Here is a 15,224-nt window from a genome sequence, read left to right on the forward strand (position 1 = left end):
ATGCTCAATACACGCAGATTTTAAATCTTAATTTTTAGTTACTATATTCTACTAATCCAACTTCATCAACATCCCCTTCTCTTTTACTCTCGCAAACATTCTAGAGAAAAACCAAAGCACTAAAGCCAAGTAAAAAATATTCGTGCCGAAAGCCCAAAGTAAATTATTAACCGGCAAGGTTCCGGTAGCAATTACGGCGCGCATACCTTCAAAAACGTGTGCCGAAGGTAAAATTTGAGCCACGTATTGCAAACTTGGCGGTAAAACCGAAACTGGGTAAAACACCGCGCTAAAGGGTTGTAATAAAAATACCAAACCAAAAGCCAAAACTTGAGCGGCACTGCCAAAGCGCAAAATTATGCCTGTGGTAAAAAAGCCTAAGGTCCAGCCAAAAATTAAAAGATTTAATATAAATGGAATTAAGTAGAACCCAAAATATAGTAAATTAAACTGATACAACCCCCAAGCTAAGCCAGCCATAACTGCGCCCACAATAACTATTCTTACTACAGCAATTAAAACACTGGAAATTAGAAACTCGCTTAAGCGCAAGGGTGAGACAAAAATATTTAATAGATTTCTCTCCCAAACTTCTTCTAAAAACGTAGTAGAAATAGCACGCTGTGACTGGCTCATTAAATCCCAGAAAATTATAGCGCCTAAAAGTATAGTTACCACATTGAGCCCACCAAAGCTCATTTTTTCTAAATATAAGCTCAAAAAACCCCACAGTAAAAGTTCTATAATCGGCCAAAAGAAAATATCCATCAGCCTTGGCACACTGCGCTGGTATAAATACAAGTGACGGATTAATAAAGCGTTGATTCGGTGAAGTTTCATAATTTAGAAATTTAGTAGATAGAATGTAGAATGTAGTTTTCTTAACAACTTTCCACTTTCTACTTACTATCATCTAGATTTTCCCTCGCTATCGCAATAAAAAGATCATTTAAATCCTTGTGTCCATATTTTTTAACCAATTCATCCGGCGTGCCATCGTCTTTTAATTTCCCTTTTTGAATAAATATTACACGGTCGCAAATTTCTTCTACCTCCATCATATTATGCGAAGTGTATAAAATAGTAAGCCCTTTCTCTTTTTTAATTTTACACAGAAGCTGGCGAGTTCTATCGGCAATATCAGGATCAAGCGAAGCGGTAGGCTCATCTAAAAGCAAAAGTTTAGGATCGTTGAGCAAGGCTTTGGTTAAATTAAGCCGAGTTAGTTGACCAGTTGATAATTGCGAAGTCATTTTGCCTAAAAACTCCCGAATACCAAAAAAATCAGCTAATTCGTCTATTTTAGCTTTGATATTTTTAACTCCATACAAGCGTGCAAATGTAGCCAAGTTCTCCCAAACTTTTAAATTGCCCGGTAAATTAACATAGGGCGAAGAAAAATTTATTTGGTTTAATATTTTCTCGCGGCTATGTTTCATATCTAAACCAAATATTTCTATAGCGCCGCTCGTCGGTGTAACTAAATCCAAAATCATTTGTATGGTGGTGGTTTTACCCGCACCATTTGGCCCCAGTAAACCAGTTATAGTTCCCTCTGCCACACCAAAAGATAAATTATCAACGGCTGTTACCCCGTTGAATTTTTTAACTAAGTTTTTTATTTCTAATATCATTGGTGTTCTATTCTACTATTTATCAAACTAAAAAGACAAGTTTTTGTTTTCGCGAGCGAAAATTGTTTGAATTTTCAACCCACCACTATTAGAGAATATTCCTACCTAATCTTTAACCACTAGTCAATTTTATATACAAATTGTAATTTTTTATCTTTGTTCCACTACTTCAGGACTAGTAAAAGTGACCCTCCTCATTTTTAAAATAAGAATACATATGCTAACTATAGTATGTAGAACTAAAACCAGCAAAAACATATACTATAGTTAGCTAATATAGGGAAAAGCTATGCACAATAAAATTGAACTACTAGAAAAATTTGGCAAAAAGATTAGGGAAGAAAGATTTAAAAGAGGTTTTTCACAGGAAGAACTTGCTATTAGAACAGGTGTTCACCGCACTTATATTGGTATGATAGAAAGAGGGGAGAAAAATATCACCCTAATCAATATAAAAAAAATTGCAAAAGCTTTTGATTTGACAATTGATAAACTTTTAACTAATTTATAAATGGATATAAAAAAGTTAGAAAATCTTATTAATGACGAGATGGACAAGGTGATCTTGAAAATAGTAAATGATTTTCAAGAACTTAATATATCAGCCAAATCAAGGGCTGGAGCAGAAATAAGTGATTTTCTTGAAGATAGGTTTGTTGAATATACGAAAAGCAATAAATTCTTTACGAAATCTGAAAAATCACCAAAGGGTGCTACAAAAAATCCATGGGACGCTAAAACAGTTTTCTGCTTAAATAATCTTCAAGAAACAATCTGGATTGATTTTAAGGCATTAAAAACTTCTAGCAAAGACAGTAATCCTGATATTGGAACTCCAAATAAAATAGTTAGCTTTATCAAAGAAGGTAATTTTTATCTCCTTTATGTTTATGTTTTTTATGAAGAAACAAAAAAGGGATTAAAGTTCGTAAAGATAAATGGTGATTATATAAAATCTTATTTTTTGAAAGATATTAGCCATACCTTTCGAAGAAACCCCAAAAATCAATTGCAGGTAAATATATCAGAATTACCAGAATATCGCACAAGAAAAGATTTTATCAAGCTATTAGTAAAGAAAATTAAAGAATCACATGAACGACAAATAAAAAATTCTGGCAAGGCTCTAAAAAATTTACCAGAGGAAGAAAAAATATTATTAAAAAAGAATAAAGAATCAGAAGCTAAGATTTTAAAAAATCTGAAATAGAATTTTTTACAAAAACAACTTCTTCTGTGTTCAAATCATAAAACTCATAAATTAACAGGTTAAGTTTATTTTCTAGCTCCTCTTTATCTGTATAGTCTCTGTAGACTCTTTCAACAATGTTGCAAATTTTTTCTTGCAATTTGATATCGTCAGGAATTGGCATAGAATATAAATCAGAAATTTTTATCTGAGGCTGTTTACCCTTTCTATAGCGAATAATTTCCATTTTTTGTGCATAAAAAGTAGCAATCATAGAATTCAAATAACCACACAAAAAATTAAGATAATCTTTTGTTTTTTTATCTCCTTTTTTCAAAGAAAACACATATAAGCTGTTATTGGCGGAACTCGGGTTTTTATCATAAGTGCAAATAATTTCCTTAGCTGATTGTCTTATAAATATCTTGGGATTATCATATACCAAAAAATCACCCAATCCAATTCTTTTTTTATTTTTTATTCCTTTTTTAATAAGTTCTTCTTTCAAATCGTCATTAATTTTATCTTGTAATTTTTTATCGTAGTAAAAATATTTATCAGAAAAAAGAATACAATATTTATCATAAAGTGCTTTCGATCCTTGATAATATTTATAGTTTTTATAACCTCTTTCATTGTTTTGCTCTACGCTAACAAATTTATTTTCCATATCCAGCAACATTGTGCATGTTCTAAGTTCTTTCTTAGGAAATTGATCTTTGAGAGTTCTAGATGATTTTTTGTTAATTTTATCTAGAATATTTTGGGCAATATTCGAAAAATTAAGTCTAAATTTATATTCATCATTTTCATTCAGCCAAGCGGTTTGATTAATTTCTTGTAGTTCTTCGGTAAAAAAGTTTCTTACCTTCACAACATTTTTTTTATCAAATTTATTTTCTATTTTAATTATTAGCTGCCCACTTGCAACACCATCAAAACTTGAAATATTGTTTTCTATTGTATTGATTTTGGTATTTTCTAATAGATATTTCCGTGTGTATTTGTAGGCTGTTTCAAAAAAAGATATATCAATAATAAAAGCAAGTTTCCCATTTCTTTTAAGATAATCTAAGCTATGTTCGAGAAAAAGCATTACATAATTAATTTTTCCGTTTTTTAAACTTTTTGGAAATTGTCTATACTGACTTAAATAATTTACTCTTTGCATCTCATCCCTCTTTTGATCTCTTCTTCCGTATAACGTTACGTAAGGAGGATTGCCAATAACATAATCCATACTTTCTAAAATAAGCTCAAGATCTTTATTTTTTGTTTTGTTAAATTCAAATAAAGTAAGATCATTTTTTACTTTTTCAGTAAAATCATATATAAAGGCATTGAACTTACCTTTGTATTTCTCACCAAAAAAACTATCATATAAATCTGATATATTTTCTTTTGTCCTTTTTATCATTTCTGGGTCGATATCAATGAAATATAAACCATTCTCAATAAAATACCGAATTTTTTCTTTATCTGGGCAACATTGATATATTCTTTCAAGCATTCTTAATAAAAAAATTCCACTACCAACTGCTGGCTCTAATATTTTTTTGTTTATAATTCCATCTTTAAATTCAATAATATCAAGAATAGAATCAATAATATTTATTTCATTAGTAAAAAAGACCCCATTATTCTTTTTAAATTTGTAAGATAACTGATCTTGATAATTTATTTGTTTTTTTATTGTTTTTAAAATTATTTGATTCATGTGTTTAGGAATATTTAAATATTTGCTAATCTTAGTATACAGGGCTATAATAAAAAATACAAACACTATAATTGGCAAAAAATATGAGGATTACTAAGCTTATCATAAAAAATTATCGGAGTTTTGACTCCGTGGGGCAGAAAATTTTGTTCCCTGCTTTCCACTCTGCCCTTGTAGGCAAGAATAACTCAGGAAAAACAAACATCTTTAATGCGCTAAATTTAGTTTTGGGTAACAAAAATCCAGCTTATTTAAGATTTGAAAAAGATGATTATTTTGATTCTAATAAGCCAATAGAAATACAAGCCATGATTTCAGATATTACTGCAACAGACAAGAGTCATATCTTTTCCATTCCAAACCTTACCAAACAACAGCAAGGTGCTTTAAATAGCAAAGTCAGTGACGGTACAGCGGATATTACTTTTCTACTCAGAAAGAACTATGAATATCTTCCTCTGGATGATTCGGATGAAGAATCAGAAAGTAGTCAGGATACTTTTGAAATAAAACTTTGGGGATTTAATGTTTTTAGAAAGAAAGAAGATGTTAGAAAATCAGTAATAAAAATGTTAATGGTTCCCGCAATAAGAGATTATCAAGATGAGCTTTCAGCTTCCAAGTGGACGGCATATGGTCAATTAATGAAGGAGGTTTTGGAAAACTCACCCCATTACTCCAATATAAAAACTGATCTTTCAAATCTAAATATAAAAATTCAGCAGGTTTTTGAAACAGAAAAAACAAAATTACTCGAAGGAGCACAAATAGTATCATACGTTGACGATATAAATTTTCAATTAACAAAAGATGATAGTCCGTCGGAACTATTGAGAAATCTGGAAATATTTATAACAGAAGGGTCAAAAAAGTTTAATATCGAATATGTTGGAACAGGCACGCAGAATGCAATAATTATTGGAATTTTAGAGTTAGCATTAAAAAATAAGAGTTCAAAGATTAAACTTTTCTGCATTGAAGAACCAGAAGCTTTCATACATCCTCACGGAATCAGATATTTGGGTTCGCTGATAAAAAATATATCAAAAGACCAAAATACTCAGATTTTAGTATCCACACATTCCTTGTCCCTGACGGCTAATTTTGCTCCAAATGAAATTATTAGGGTAGATAAAACATATGGAAAAACTGTCATCAAGCAAGATGTATCAATAGGCAACACTCATTTTAGAAGATTTATTCATCAGGATAATGCTGAAATATTTTTTAGCGACAGAGTTCTCTTTATTGAAGGACCAACAGAAAAACACTTGTTTGGAAATCTTGATAAGCTGACAAAGTTAAATCCAGCCGACCCAAATGGTATAAATTGCAATTTTGATCGAATTAATCTTGGTGTAATCAGGCTTGATTCTATCAATTCCATTGTGAATTACATAAAAATTGCGGAGGCTTTTAGCATTCCTTATTCAGCCATAGTAGATAGAGATTTTATTGATGATCCGAGCAAACAAAATAAATGTAAGGAATTATGCTCAGAGGTGGGGGCAAGCTATCAGACGTCAGATAAAGTAAAATTAATCAGTGATTTGAAAGCAAAAAATATTGTCGTAAATAGCAAAGGAGAAATTGAGGATATATTTTCTGATCAAGAAATTACAAGTATCACAGGCAAACAAATTGCAGATATTCAAGCAATAAAATCTAGACACACCAAAACTAGTAAAGCTTTCAAGGAAATTTTTGGGGTTGGAAAAGCTGAATATGCAATTGTTATAGCTGATTTTTATTCTCAAAATACTCAAACACACCCGCTTGATGATATTATTAGAAAAATTTACAATAATAATATACTAAATATAAATATTTAAAAAAACTTGTCGCAATATTTAATGTCCATTCCCCCAGCCGAATAATTTACCCACCATTTCGGGAGTTTCGCGTTTGCGAGCAATTTTTATTATACCGTCTTGAGCAATAAGTTTAGCCGGCGAAGACAGCAAACAATGATGCGAAGCCAAAGCATCTTGATATGCGCCCGAATCAAAAAACGCCACATACTGGTTTTCATCTTCTTTTAATTTTGGCAGAAGCACATAAGCTCCGCCTTCAGTATATTTATCGTCCGAATCACACGAACTCCCGGCGAGCCACACTCTTTTAAAATCGCCCCTGTTAGCATTGTTAACCGGCGTCACGTGCCATTTTTGTTTTATAGCCCAAGTGTCTAAAAGATCATTCATAAAACTGCCGTCTATTATATACCACGCATTGGCATTACCTTTGGGGATTGGTTTTTCGGCAATAATTTTATAAATAGTAACTTGGGCCGGTGCCACAATATATCTGCCCCATTCCACAATTATGTTGGGATGTTTGATGCCAGCTTTATCCGCCATCTTTTTTATTAAACTTACAACATTTTTAGTAACAGCTTTGGCCGTATAGAATTTTTTCTTTTCGTAATTAATGCCAAAGCCCCCGCCCATATCTATGGTATCCAGCGCTGGATTTTTTCGGGCCAGTTCAATGTAAACCTCCATCGCCCGCTTGAGAGTTGAAAGAATACTTTTTTGCGAATTCATCTGCGAACCAATGTGGTAATGTAAAATTTTAAAATTCTTTACCGGCGGCAAACTTAAAATTTGATCCTCGCTTAAACCAAACCTATCTATTTTTTTATTCCAGTGCGTATCGGCTTTAACATTAAGATTCACTCGTATGCCAATATCCCCCTTAAATTTATGGAGTGTCTTTAGTTCGACCTCATCTTCCACTATGGGAAAAATGGCCAGTCCCTTAGAGTGAAGATCGTTGATAAGTTTTAGATAATCATCGGCTTTGGGGCCGTTGCACAACACCCGCAATTTAGCGTGAAATTTCTCGCCTTCCCATAGTTTTTTTATTAACCAAAGCTCATTGACCGAACCTACTTCCATATGCGCCCCCTCCGAAATCAAAGGCAAAACAAATTCCTTGTTCTGGTTCACCTTCATCGGGTAATGATAAAAAAACTTGCCTTTATAATTTTGAATTTTTATAAAGGCATTAAAATAGTCGCGCAAATCGGACAATCTTTTTTCTAAAACAAATGGAAAAACCACTTCTAAGGGTGAGCCGTATTTTTTTACCAAAGAATGCAAATTAAAAACATAATTGCCCTCGTTAACCAAAAGCTCCCCGTTTTTTGTAACATCAAAAAATTCGGTATTAAATTCTTCCACGCCCAACTTCCAATACTTTCTCCAGTTTTTACTCATTTACATATTTAAACCTCGGCATTATCTTTCCGTTTATTTTAACCTTTTCTAAAAACATATTAAACGGCCGAACCCAAATACCACGCTCGCCATATAACGCTTGATATACTACCAACTCTTCTAAGGTTTCACTATGTCTAGCAATGTTTATAACCCTATACCTATTCCCTTTGTAATGTTCGTACTCCCCCAACTTTAAAGTCTTGGCTTTTTTAGAAAAGGGTTTTAATTTTTTATTCATACTTTAAATTATTATTCCATTATCCACTGAACCCTGCCAACGAAACCATCCATTAAGCGAACTTTTATGCCCCGCGGATGGTTTTCGCGCGGGCTTAAGATATCTTTGACAATGCCCTGTTTATATTTATTGGTGCCATAATTTTCTTTTTCAATAATCCAAACGGCTGTACCCTCTTTTATTTTAGACCGCTCTGGCGGATTAGAATTATCGTGATTATTGTCCATGACAATTTTTATCCTTCGACTTCGCTCAAGACTGCGAAATATCACTGACCGTGACATTTCTTGTGTTTCTTTCCACTGCCACGCCAGCCAAGGTCGCTTAGAATTAAACTTTGTAAGTATTTTCATTGCGGCGCTCAATAGTAAGAATGGAAATATCTTTTCCTTCTTTAATAAAAAGAATCCTTATTTTGCCCTTGCGAATTCTAAAAATATTTTGATGCCCGCTTAATTTTTTAATATCTAAATTGCGCCAATCTAAAGAGATAACTCTTTTAATCAGAATTTCTATAATCCTTCTTTCTTCTTTGTTAAATTTAGAAAGAAGTTTTTTAAGTCTGGGCATTCAATTTGCGAAGTTCTGCTAGAATTTCTCTGGCAGCTAAGCCATTTTTGTTTATTTTTGTAAAGTCAACAATGGTTTCCCATTGTTCTTCTGCTTCAGGAGGTACAATCTTAAAAACCGGTTTTGATTTCCTAACAACAGTAAAAGATTTACCCTTATCAATTTGAGAAATATAAATATCTAAGTTTTCCCTTAATTCTTTTAAGCCAACGATGGTGTTTTTCATATATCTAAAGTTTATCTAAAGATAAACTTATCGTCAATAGCCTTACAGTGGGGCGCCTCATTTGCCATGACAATTTTTATACTTAATTGATCTTCCGTCTGACTTGGTCGCTCCGCATGAGCAAGGATCGTTTCTGCCAATTTTTTCGGCAGAGACAGCTTGCCTGAAACTAGGCAAGCTGTTTTCAGACTTATTATATTGAATCTGCCTAGTTTCTTGCCTTTGCATAACTCCAACTTTAAATATAAGCCCAGCTACTTGGCTTTCCATATTAGAAATAAGCCCTTTAAACATTCGGTGGCCTTCGGTTTTGTATTCCACCAAAGGATCGCGCTGGCCATAGGCGCGTAAACCCACTGAATCGCGCAAATGTTCCATTTCGTCTAAGTGATCCATCCAAAGTTCGTCTAGCGTTCGTAAAAAAATCAACTTTTCTATGCTACGCATTTGCTCTTCACCAATTTCTTTTTCTTTTTCGCTATAAAACTTTTTAACAAAATCTTTTAATGTTTTCGATATTTTTTGGGCATCACCCGCCAAACTTTCTACTTCTGTTTTTACAGAATCAGTCGGCATGATTCTGGCCATACTTTCTAGAACACCAGCCACATCTATATTATTTGTTTCAATGGAAGTGTTGGCAGAAATTGCTAATTCTATTTCGGCCTCTAAAACTTCTAAAACTTTTTCTTTGCTTTCATTTTTAAATTCTGGGCTTATAAATTCTTTTCTTGTTTTATAAACAACATCACGGTGCTTGGTCATTACTTCGTCGTATTCTAAAACGTGTTTACGCATATCAAAGTGATATCCTTCTATTTTTGTTTGGGCCGATTCTATGGCGCGAGACACGAGCGAGCTTTGTATGGCTTCATCTTCGGGAATATTAAAACGAGTCATCATGTTTTTGATTCGCTCGCCCCCAAAAACACGCATCAAATCGTCCTCCAAAGAAACAAAAAATTGAGATTCTCCCGAGTCACCCTGCCGGCCGGCACGACCGCGTAATTGATTATCTATTCTACGAGCCTCGTGTCTTTCTGTGCCTAATACAAATAAACCACCCGCCTCGCGAACTTTTTTAGCGTCCTCCGTATCTACTGGGTTTCCACCAAGAATAATATCTACACCTCGGCCGGCAATATTTGTAGCCAAAGTTACAGAACCAGTTTTTCCGGCTTGCGCAATTATTTGAGCTTCGGCTTCGTGATTCTTAGCGTTTAAAACTTTATGCGGTATGCCTATTTGGTTTAACAGCGCGCTTAAATGTTCGTTTTTTTCTATGGAACCCGTGCCCAAAAGAACGGGCTGGCCTTTTTCGTGTAATTCTTTTACTTTACGTAATACTGCTTGAAATTTTCCTTTTTCCGAACGATATATTAAATCGGCTTCGTCCTTACGCACCATGGGCTTATGGGTTGGAATAGTAGCTACATCCAAACCATAAACTTTATGAAATTCTTCTTGAGAGGTTGTGGCCGTACCCGACATACCCGCTATTTTTTTATACAGCCGAAAATAGTTTTGGAAGGTTATAGTAGCCACGGTACGCGATTCCCTTTTTACCGCCACGCCTTCTTTAGCTTCTATGGCTTGGTGCAAACCTTCCGAATACCTGCGACCCGGCATTAAACGGCCAGTAAATTCATCTACAATAATCACTTCGCCCTCTTTTACTATGTAATCTTTGTCGCGTTTAAAAAGAACTTGGGCGCGCAAAGCTTGTTCTAAATGATGCACTAATCTGATACCACCCCCCGGAACGTTTGACGTTTCTTCTTCGTATAAGTTTTTAACACCTAAAAATTCCTCTACTTTGGTAATGCCTTCTTGAGTTAAAGTGGCTGACCTACGTTTTTCGTCTAAAATATAATCTTCAACATTGTTTAATTTTGGCACAATGCGCGCAAATTTTTGATAGAGCGCGCCTGATTCTTCGTCGGGTTGAGAAATTATTAATGGAGTTCTAGCTTCATCTATTAAAATACTATCAACTTCGTCCACGATAGCAAACCTCCACGAGCCCTCCTCGTTACTTCTTTGAGATAAATCTTTTGTTTCATAAACTAAATTATCACGCAAATAATCAAAACCATATTCATTGTTGGTGCCATAAGTAATATCGGTTCTGTAAGCTTCTTTTTTCTGGCACGGCCTTAAAAATTCATATACAACTTTAAAACTGCCTAGAATATCCCGCTTTTTATCTTCTTCATCAGTTTTTAAATTTGAATTGTCATTTTGATTTTTTATTTTTGATTTTTGATTTTCGTGATCTTGATCATAAATATAGCTATTATCATGATTCACACACCCAACCGTAAGCCCAAGCGCATCATATATCTGCCCCATCCACACCGCATCGCGCCGTGCTAAATAATCATTAACTGTAACCAAATGAACACCTTTGCCTTCTAAAGCATTAAGATATACAGCTAAAGTGGCGGTTAAAGTTTTGCCTTCACCTGTTCGCATCTCGGCAATTTTACCTTCGTGTAAAGCTATGCCGCCAATCAACTGCACATCAAAATGACGTTGTCCAAGTGTTCGAACAGAGGCTTCGCGACAAGTCGCAAAAGCATCTGGTAAAATCTGATTTAAAGTTTCTCCTTTTTCTAAGCGCTGTTTGAATTCTTGAGTTTTGTTTTTTAATTCTTCGTTAGATAGTTTTTTGTATTCCGGCTCTAAAGCGTTTATTTTATGAACAGCAACAGAAGCTCGTTTTAAAAAACGAGAATTATCATCACCAAAAATTTTACTAAATATTGCCATAAGCTATCTTTTAAATCTTTTAAGCCCACGTTTGACGTGGTCATTTTCACTGCCAAAAATGTTAGAAAATACTGACATATGAATCAATTCCAGACTATATAATTACCACAATTTACGCAAATTTGACATACCTAAACCACACCTGCTACACTGTAACCATCATCATGAAGAAGACCCTTGTAGGGTTTCGTCCCTACTGGGGGCTTTTTCTTTTTATGGTCTTTTCTCTAATTTTTTACGTTGAGTATCTAAATATAAAATATGTAGGCAAAATTATTATGTTCATTAATCATAATCAACCCTATTAAGATAGCGGATTTCAGACAAAATTAAAACCCCGACGTGTATTTGAAGTGTGGGGTTTGAGTACTTTGCACAAATTATTCCAAGGACTTTATACTATTCTTTCTGCTCTGTTTTTTCTTTATTTTCTAATTCAACATCGTTGTTATCAAATTATTTTTTTATTGCTTTCCACGATAAATCAAAAACAATCTCAAATCTTTTTATGGCCGAATCTCTGACTATATCGTCCTTGGGTTTTTCCATAACTTCTTCCAACCGAGCCAAAGCAGATTCAAATTGGTTTAATATGGCAATATATTTTGTCACTTTATTTTTAGTTCTTCTATTTTTTCTAAAGCCACCTGCCGAAACTGATCGGATATATCTTTAAAATCCACCACATCTATTTTATAAAGCACGGGCAGATTATCTAGTTCGTCCTTAATATCCAACAGCGCGCCCAACGGCACAGGATTTAGGCCATCAATACCCACATCTATGTCCGACCTGTCATCGCCGCCACCCGAAACCCGCGAACCAAAAAAGAAAACTTTATATTGGGATAAATCCAGATGTTTACCTACGATTTTTATTATCTGATCCTTTAATTTCTCTGAAGGATAGTTCTCTAATCTCATATTACGACCATACCACAAAACATAAATCTAGGCAAAATTAAAACCCTGCTCCGACATAAAAATTGAAACGGGGAAATAAAAGAGCGCTCCGATTTATTCGGAGCGCCATATATTACTTAACACCTTGCTTCTTCGATGAGACCATCGTCGAATTCGTGATCAACCAGTTTTTCTGACAACATCACCAGATTGCGTGCAGCTAAGCGAATCGTATTCTCTATCCACTCAAACTTCCGTTCGCCTATCAAACGCAGGCCCACACGAGCTATTGGACGTTTGAGTATAGATGGTTCAAATATCATTCCCCATGGGACACAAAATAGTCCCATGTGATTCAACGCCCAGTTTACTTGCGATAGAGCCATAGCCGCCCCATCGCCATCTTGCGAGGCAATGAGTGCAAACGGCTTGCCAGCCAATGGTTCTTTACCGTACTTCTTCCAGATTTCATCTTGGTTATTTTCTATAGCTGTCATTTTACCAAGAAGAGTAGAAAGAAGAGAGGATGATCCACCCCAGTGAACCGGTGTAGCAATCGCCAATGCGTCAACCTGAATGATTTTTTCCAAAACCAACTGGGTATCATCTATATCTTTGTGGATACATGGAAAAGTGCAAAGCCATGGCTTCTTGGAATAACAACCTTCACAAGGAAGGATTTTTTTCTCCTGAAGCCTCAAAAGTTCTACTTCTGCTCCGAATCCCTTAGCGTGATTCAACAACTGAACTAAAAGCTGTTCACTGCGGCTACCCGACTCGCGTGGACTTGCGCTGATACCTAGAAGTTTCATTCTTTATAAACCTCCTAATATATGGGAAAGAACATTATTTTCTGATGTTCTTATTATATCAAGAAACTCTAGATATTGTCAATAGACGTTAAACTAGGCTTATTTACTCAATTTTATCCTTACCATTTTTGTCATCACTGCTATGACCATTCCCGTTTCCATTACTAGCTACTTCCCCATTTGGCCCGTTTATCTTTTTACCATCTTCGTAAATCCAGATTTTATTTTTACCCAGTTCGGCAAAAAATGGTTCGGGTGGCACTACAAATTCTGGCGAGTATACACCTTTTTCCGTTATTTCGTTGTTTAAAATCATTCTAGCCAATATCGCCGCAGGAAAACCAGTGTCTATATTGCAAGTCGCCTTTTCCCAACCCGGCAAAGTTCCCGCAGTAGCGTCCATTTCCACTGTTTTTGGTTTACCGTCTTTTGTGCCAATAACTTTAAGAAATAAATTTTCTTTTTCGGTGTAGCCTTCCGGCACGGGAATTCGGCGTAAAACTTCTATAGTAAAATCTAACGGCCTAATATTAACGCTATCTATGGTTATCGCCTCTTTGCTCATAAACCCTAAACCAATTAAAGCCTTTAGGGCGGTATAGGAATGCGTAGGAAAACTAGAAAGCACAATTATATTTTTTATGCCCACATCTTTTAAATATTCATAAAAACTATGATGTTCAATGTGTTTGGTATATTGAGTCTTTTGCTTGCCGATAGTTTTATAGTAATAACTTATGTCGCATTCGTTGGGTTGCTTTAAAACATATTCGCCGTTTTCAAAAATTTTGGCTTGTTCGCTAAATTCATAAGCAATAGCATCTATAGAAAAAGGCGTCACAAAAACCGGCTGGTTGGAATCCCAGGCAAAACCCACATGCACAGTTTCTATGCTATCGAACTGCGGTTTTAAATAGCGAAGCATTATATTGGTAATGCCGGGAGTTGAACCTATGCCAGTTATGGCTATGGTGTTTTTTTCTTTAAATTCTTTATCTAGTTTTAGCTGTTCATAAAACATGGGCTCTTCGGAGCCTAAATCTAAATAGTTCATACCTAAATCCAGAGCCATCTTGGTAACAGCCATATTAAAATCATCAACGGCACAGTTTATTAAAACAGTGGATCCGCTTTTTTTAACCACTCTTTTAACCCGATCCATTTTGCGCAAATCAACCAAAGCAAAATCAGCTTTAGGGTGCTCTATTATTTCTTCTATGCCATAATCGTCGTTCGCGCACAACAAAACACTATGATCATTCTCTAATAAAAACTTAGAAACAATTCTCCCCTGCATGCCGTTGGCGCCGATGACCACAAAATCATACTTCATTTTTTATTTTTGTTTAACAAAAAATTAATTTACTTTAATAATATATAAATAAATTTATAATTACAATAGAAAAAACCCAAAAAATATTTTGAGGGTTATAGGTTACAAAACAAAACATTGTTCCGAGCAGCATTATGGAGAAGACTATTTGATATAAATAAAGAGGCTCCATATCGTCTGTGAGGAATAATGTTTTGTTTTTACATAAACCTTATTTTTTTCTGAATTTAAATTCCCTAAACCTTGCAAGCGGCGAAAGTCTTAAAAATTTAGAAATTGACCTTGCGCCTCGGCGAAAAACAGTTTCTTTTTTACCTTTAAATTTTAACACTCCACTTCTTAATTCATCTCTAACTTCATCTAGCGCCGCCTGAACGCTAAAAGATTCGGCTCGCGCCCGCAATAAATTTTTTCCAATATTTACGTTGGCCTCTGCAAAAAAAACTTCGCCTTTATTATGATGGAAAGTGCTTCGGCCAACTTCTACTCTCATTTCTACTTCGCCTAAACCCTGAAACAACCTATCTAGAGGCGTTAAAGCAGAATTTACATATTCATTTATAGATGGTGTTAAAGAAAAATTTGTAGATTTTAATATAATTTTCAT

Annotated in this window: 17 protein-coding genes; 3 read left to right on the forward strand and 14 right to left on the reverse strand. The window is 34.6% G+C overall.

From position 1 onward, the window contains the following. Positions 1 to 51 precede the first annotated feature (51 nt). Together Q8Q95_03310 and Q8Q95_03315 are read right to left on the reverse strand one after the other, a co-directional pair. Positions 52 to 840 carry an ABC transporter permease gene (locus Q8Q95_03310; protein ID MDP3764622.1) on the reverse strand — a complete coding sequence of 263 codons (789 nt, stop codon included), beginning with the start codon at positions 838 to 840 and terminating at the stop codon, positions 52 to 54. Between the two features lie 59 nt (positions 841 to 899). Next, positions 900 to 1,634, reverse strand: a complete 735-nt coding sequence (locus Q8Q95_03315) for an ABC transporter ATP-binding protein (protein MDP3764623.1) — start codon at positions 1,632 to 1,634, stop codon at positions 900 to 902. A gap of 289 nt (positions 1,635 to 1,923) precedes the next feature. Here Q8Q95_03315 and Q8Q95_03320 point away from each other — a divergent pair, with 289 nt between their 5' ends. After that, the gene (locus Q8Q95_03320; protein MDP3764624.1) at positions 1,924 to 2,145 is read left to right on the forward strand and encodes a helix-turn-helix transcriptional regulator; all 222 of its coding nucleotides are present in this window, start codon (positions 1,924 to 1,926) and stop codon (positions 2,143 to 2,145) included. Continuing rightward, a complete protein-coding gene (locus Q8Q95_03325; GenBank protein ID MDP3764625.1) occupies positions 2,146 to 2,844 on the forward strand; it encodes a hypothetical protein in 699 nt (232 codons plus the stop codon). Here Q8Q95_03325 and Q8Q95_03330 read toward each other — a convergent pair. After that, positions 2,819 to 4,540, reverse strand: coding sequence for an N-6 DNA methylase (locus tag Q8Q95_03330; protein ID MDP3764626.1), 1,722 nt, complete (start codon positions 4,538 to 4,540; stop codon positions 2,819 to 2,821). The two genes, Q8Q95_03325 and Q8Q95_03330, sit on opposite strands and share 26 nt — an antisense overlap. A gap of 71 nt (positions 4,541 to 4,611) precedes the next feature. Between Q8Q95_03330 and Q8Q95_03335 the strand changes: the two genes are divergently transcribed. Continuing rightward, entirely contained in the window at positions 4,612 to 6,372 is a 1,761-nt protein-coding gene (locus Q8Q95_03335; GenBank protein MDP3764627.1) for an AAA family ATPase, read from the forward strand. Between the two features lie 18 nt (positions 6,373 to 6,390). Here the strand turns inward: Q8Q95_03335 and Q8Q95_03340 are convergent, their stop codons facing one another. The 11 genes from Q8Q95_03340 to raiA all read right to left on the reverse strand — a co-directional run bounded on the left by Q8Q95_03340 (position 6,391) and on the right by raiA (position 15,224). Then, positions 6,391 to 7,761, reverse strand: coding sequence for a hypothetical protein (locus Q8Q95_03340; protein MDP3764628.1), 1,371 nt, complete (start codon positions 7,759 to 7,761; stop codon positions 6,391 to 6,393). Beyond that, positions 7,754 to 8,002, reverse strand: coding sequence for a DUF1653 domain-containing protein (locus tag Q8Q95_03345; GenBank protein MDP3764629.1), 249 nt, complete (start codon positions 8,000 to 8,002; stop codon positions 7,754 to 7,756). The genes Q8Q95_03340 and Q8Q95_03345 overlap by 8 nt, the downstream gene beginning before the upstream one ends. Before the next feature lie 11 nt (positions 8,003 to 8,013). Next, entirely contained in the window at positions 8,014 to 8,229 is a 216-nt protein-coding gene (locus Q8Q95_03350; protein ID MDP3764630.1) for a YwbE family protein, read from the reverse strand. A 103-nt stretch (positions 8,230 to 8,332) separates the two neighbouring features. Further along, a complete protein-coding gene (locus tag Q8Q95_03355; protein ID MDP3764631.1) occupies positions 8,333 to 8,572 on the reverse strand; it encodes a hypothetical protein in 240 nt (79 codons plus the stop codon). Continuing rightward, on the reverse strand, positions 8,559 to 8,798 hold the full coding sequence (locus Q8Q95_03360) for a type II toxin-antitoxin system Phd/YefM family antitoxin (protein ID MDP3764632.1): 240 nt from the start codon (positions 8,796 to 8,798) through the stop codon (positions 8,559 to 8,561). Before Q8Q95_03360 ends, Q8Q95_03355 begins: the two co-directional genes overlap by 14 nt. 57 nt (positions 8,799 to 8,855) lie before the next feature. Then, a complete protein-coding gene (secA, locus tag Q8Q95_03365; protein ID MDP3764633.1) occupies positions 8,856 to 11,570 on the reverse strand; it encodes a preprotein translocase subunit SecA in 2,715 nt (904 codons plus the stop codon). Positions 11,571 to 12,026: 456 nt separating this feature from the next. After that, positions 12,027 to 12,182, reverse strand: a complete 156-nt coding sequence (locus Q8Q95_03370; GenBank protein MDP3764634.1) for a nucleotidyltransferase substrate binding protein — start codon at positions 12,180 to 12,182, stop codon at positions 12,027 to 12,029. Further along, positions 12,179 to 12,493 carry a nucleotidyltransferase domain-containing protein gene (locus Q8Q95_03375; GenBank protein MDP3764635.1) on the reverse strand — a complete coding sequence of 105 codons (315 nt, stop codon included), beginning with the start codon at positions 12,491 to 12,493 and terminating at the stop codon, positions 12,179 to 12,181. The genes Q8Q95_03370 and Q8Q95_03375 overlap by 4 nt, the downstream gene beginning before the upstream one ends. 116 nt (positions 12,494 to 12,609) lie before the next feature. Continuing rightward, the gene (locus Q8Q95_03380) at positions 12,610 to 13,284 is read right to left on the reverse strand and encodes a flavodoxin family protein (protein MDP3764636.1); all 675 of its coding nucleotides are present in this window, start codon (positions 13,282 to 13,284) and stop codon (positions 12,610 to 12,612) included. Between the two features lie 103 nt (positions 13,285 to 13,387). Next, positions 13,388 to 14,617 (reverse strand): saccharopine dehydrogenase C-terminal domain-containing protein, encoded by a 1,230-nt coding sequence (locus tag Q8Q95_03385; protein ID MDP3764637.1) that lies wholly within the window; start codon positions 14,615 to 14,617, stop codon positions 13,388 to 13,390. Between the two features lie 211 nt (positions 14,618 to 14,828). Next, positions 14,829 to 15,224, reverse strand: coding sequence for a ribosome-associated translation inhibitor RaiA (gene raiA / locus Q8Q95_03390; protein MDP3764638.1), 396 nt, complete (start codon positions 15,222 to 15,224; stop codon positions 14,829 to 14,831).

This window comes from bacterium, from assembly GCA_030697795.1.
Taxonomy (GTDB): Bacteria; Patescibacteriota; Minisyncoccia; order JACQLN01; family JACQLN01; genus JACQLN01.

Coding starts and splice junctions, on each gene's coding strand:
- Q8Q95_03310 (MDP3764622.1), bottom strand. CDS start 840: ATGAAACTTCACCGAATCAACGCTTTATTAATCCGTCACTTGTATTTA.
- secA (MDP3764633.1), bottom strand. CDS start 11,570: ATGGCAATATTTAGTAAAATTTTTGGTGATGATAATTCTCGTTTTTTA.
- Q8Q95_03315 (MDP3764623.1), bottom strand. CDS start 1,634: ATGATATTAGAAATAAAAAACTTAGTTAAAAAATTCAACGGGGTAACA.
- Q8Q95_03350 (MDP3764630.1), bottom strand. CDS start 8,229: ATGGACAATAATCACGATAATTCTAATCCGCCAGAGCGGTCTAAAATA.
- Q8Q95_03380 (MDP3764636.1), bottom strand. CDS start 13,284: ATGAAACTTCTAGGTATCAGCGCAAGTCCACGCGAGTCGGGTAGCCGC.
- raiA (MDP3764638.1), bottom strand. CDS start 15,224: ATGAAAATTATATTAAAATCTACAAATTTTTCTTTAACACCATCTATA.
- Q8Q95_03325 (MDP3764625.1), top strand. CDS start 2,146: ATGGATATAAAAAAGTTAGAAAATCTTATTAATGACGAGATGGACAAG.
- Q8Q95_03375 (MDP3764635.1), bottom strand. CDS start 12,493: ATGAGATTAGAGAACTATCCTTCAGAGAAATTAAAGGATCAGATAATA.
- Q8Q95_03320 (MDP3764624.1), top strand. CDS start 1,924: ATGCACAATAAAATTGAACTACTAGAAAAATTTGGCAAAAAGATTAGG.
- Q8Q95_03385 (MDP3764637.1), bottom strand. CDS start 14,617: ATGAAGTATGATTTTGTGGTCATCGGCGCCAACGGCATGCAGGGGAGA.
- Q8Q95_03360 (MDP3764632.1), bottom strand. CDS start 8,798: ATGAAAAACACCATCGTTGGCTTAAAAGAATTAAGGGAAAACTTAGAT.
- Q8Q95_03330 (MDP3764626.1), bottom strand. CDS start 4,540: ATGAATCAAATAATTTTAAAAACAATAAAAAAACAAATAAATTATCAA.
- Q8Q95_03355 (MDP3764631.1), bottom strand. CDS start 8,572: ATGCCCAGACTTAAAAAACTTCTTTCTAAATTTAACAAAGAAGAAAGA.
- Q8Q95_03340 (MDP3764628.1), bottom strand. CDS start 7,761: ATGAGTAAAAACTGGAGAAAGTATTGGAAGTTGGGCGTGGAAGAATTT.
- Q8Q95_03345 (MDP3764629.1), bottom strand. CDS start 8,002: ATGAATAAAAAATTAAAACCCTTTTCTAAAAAAGCCAAGACTTTAAAG.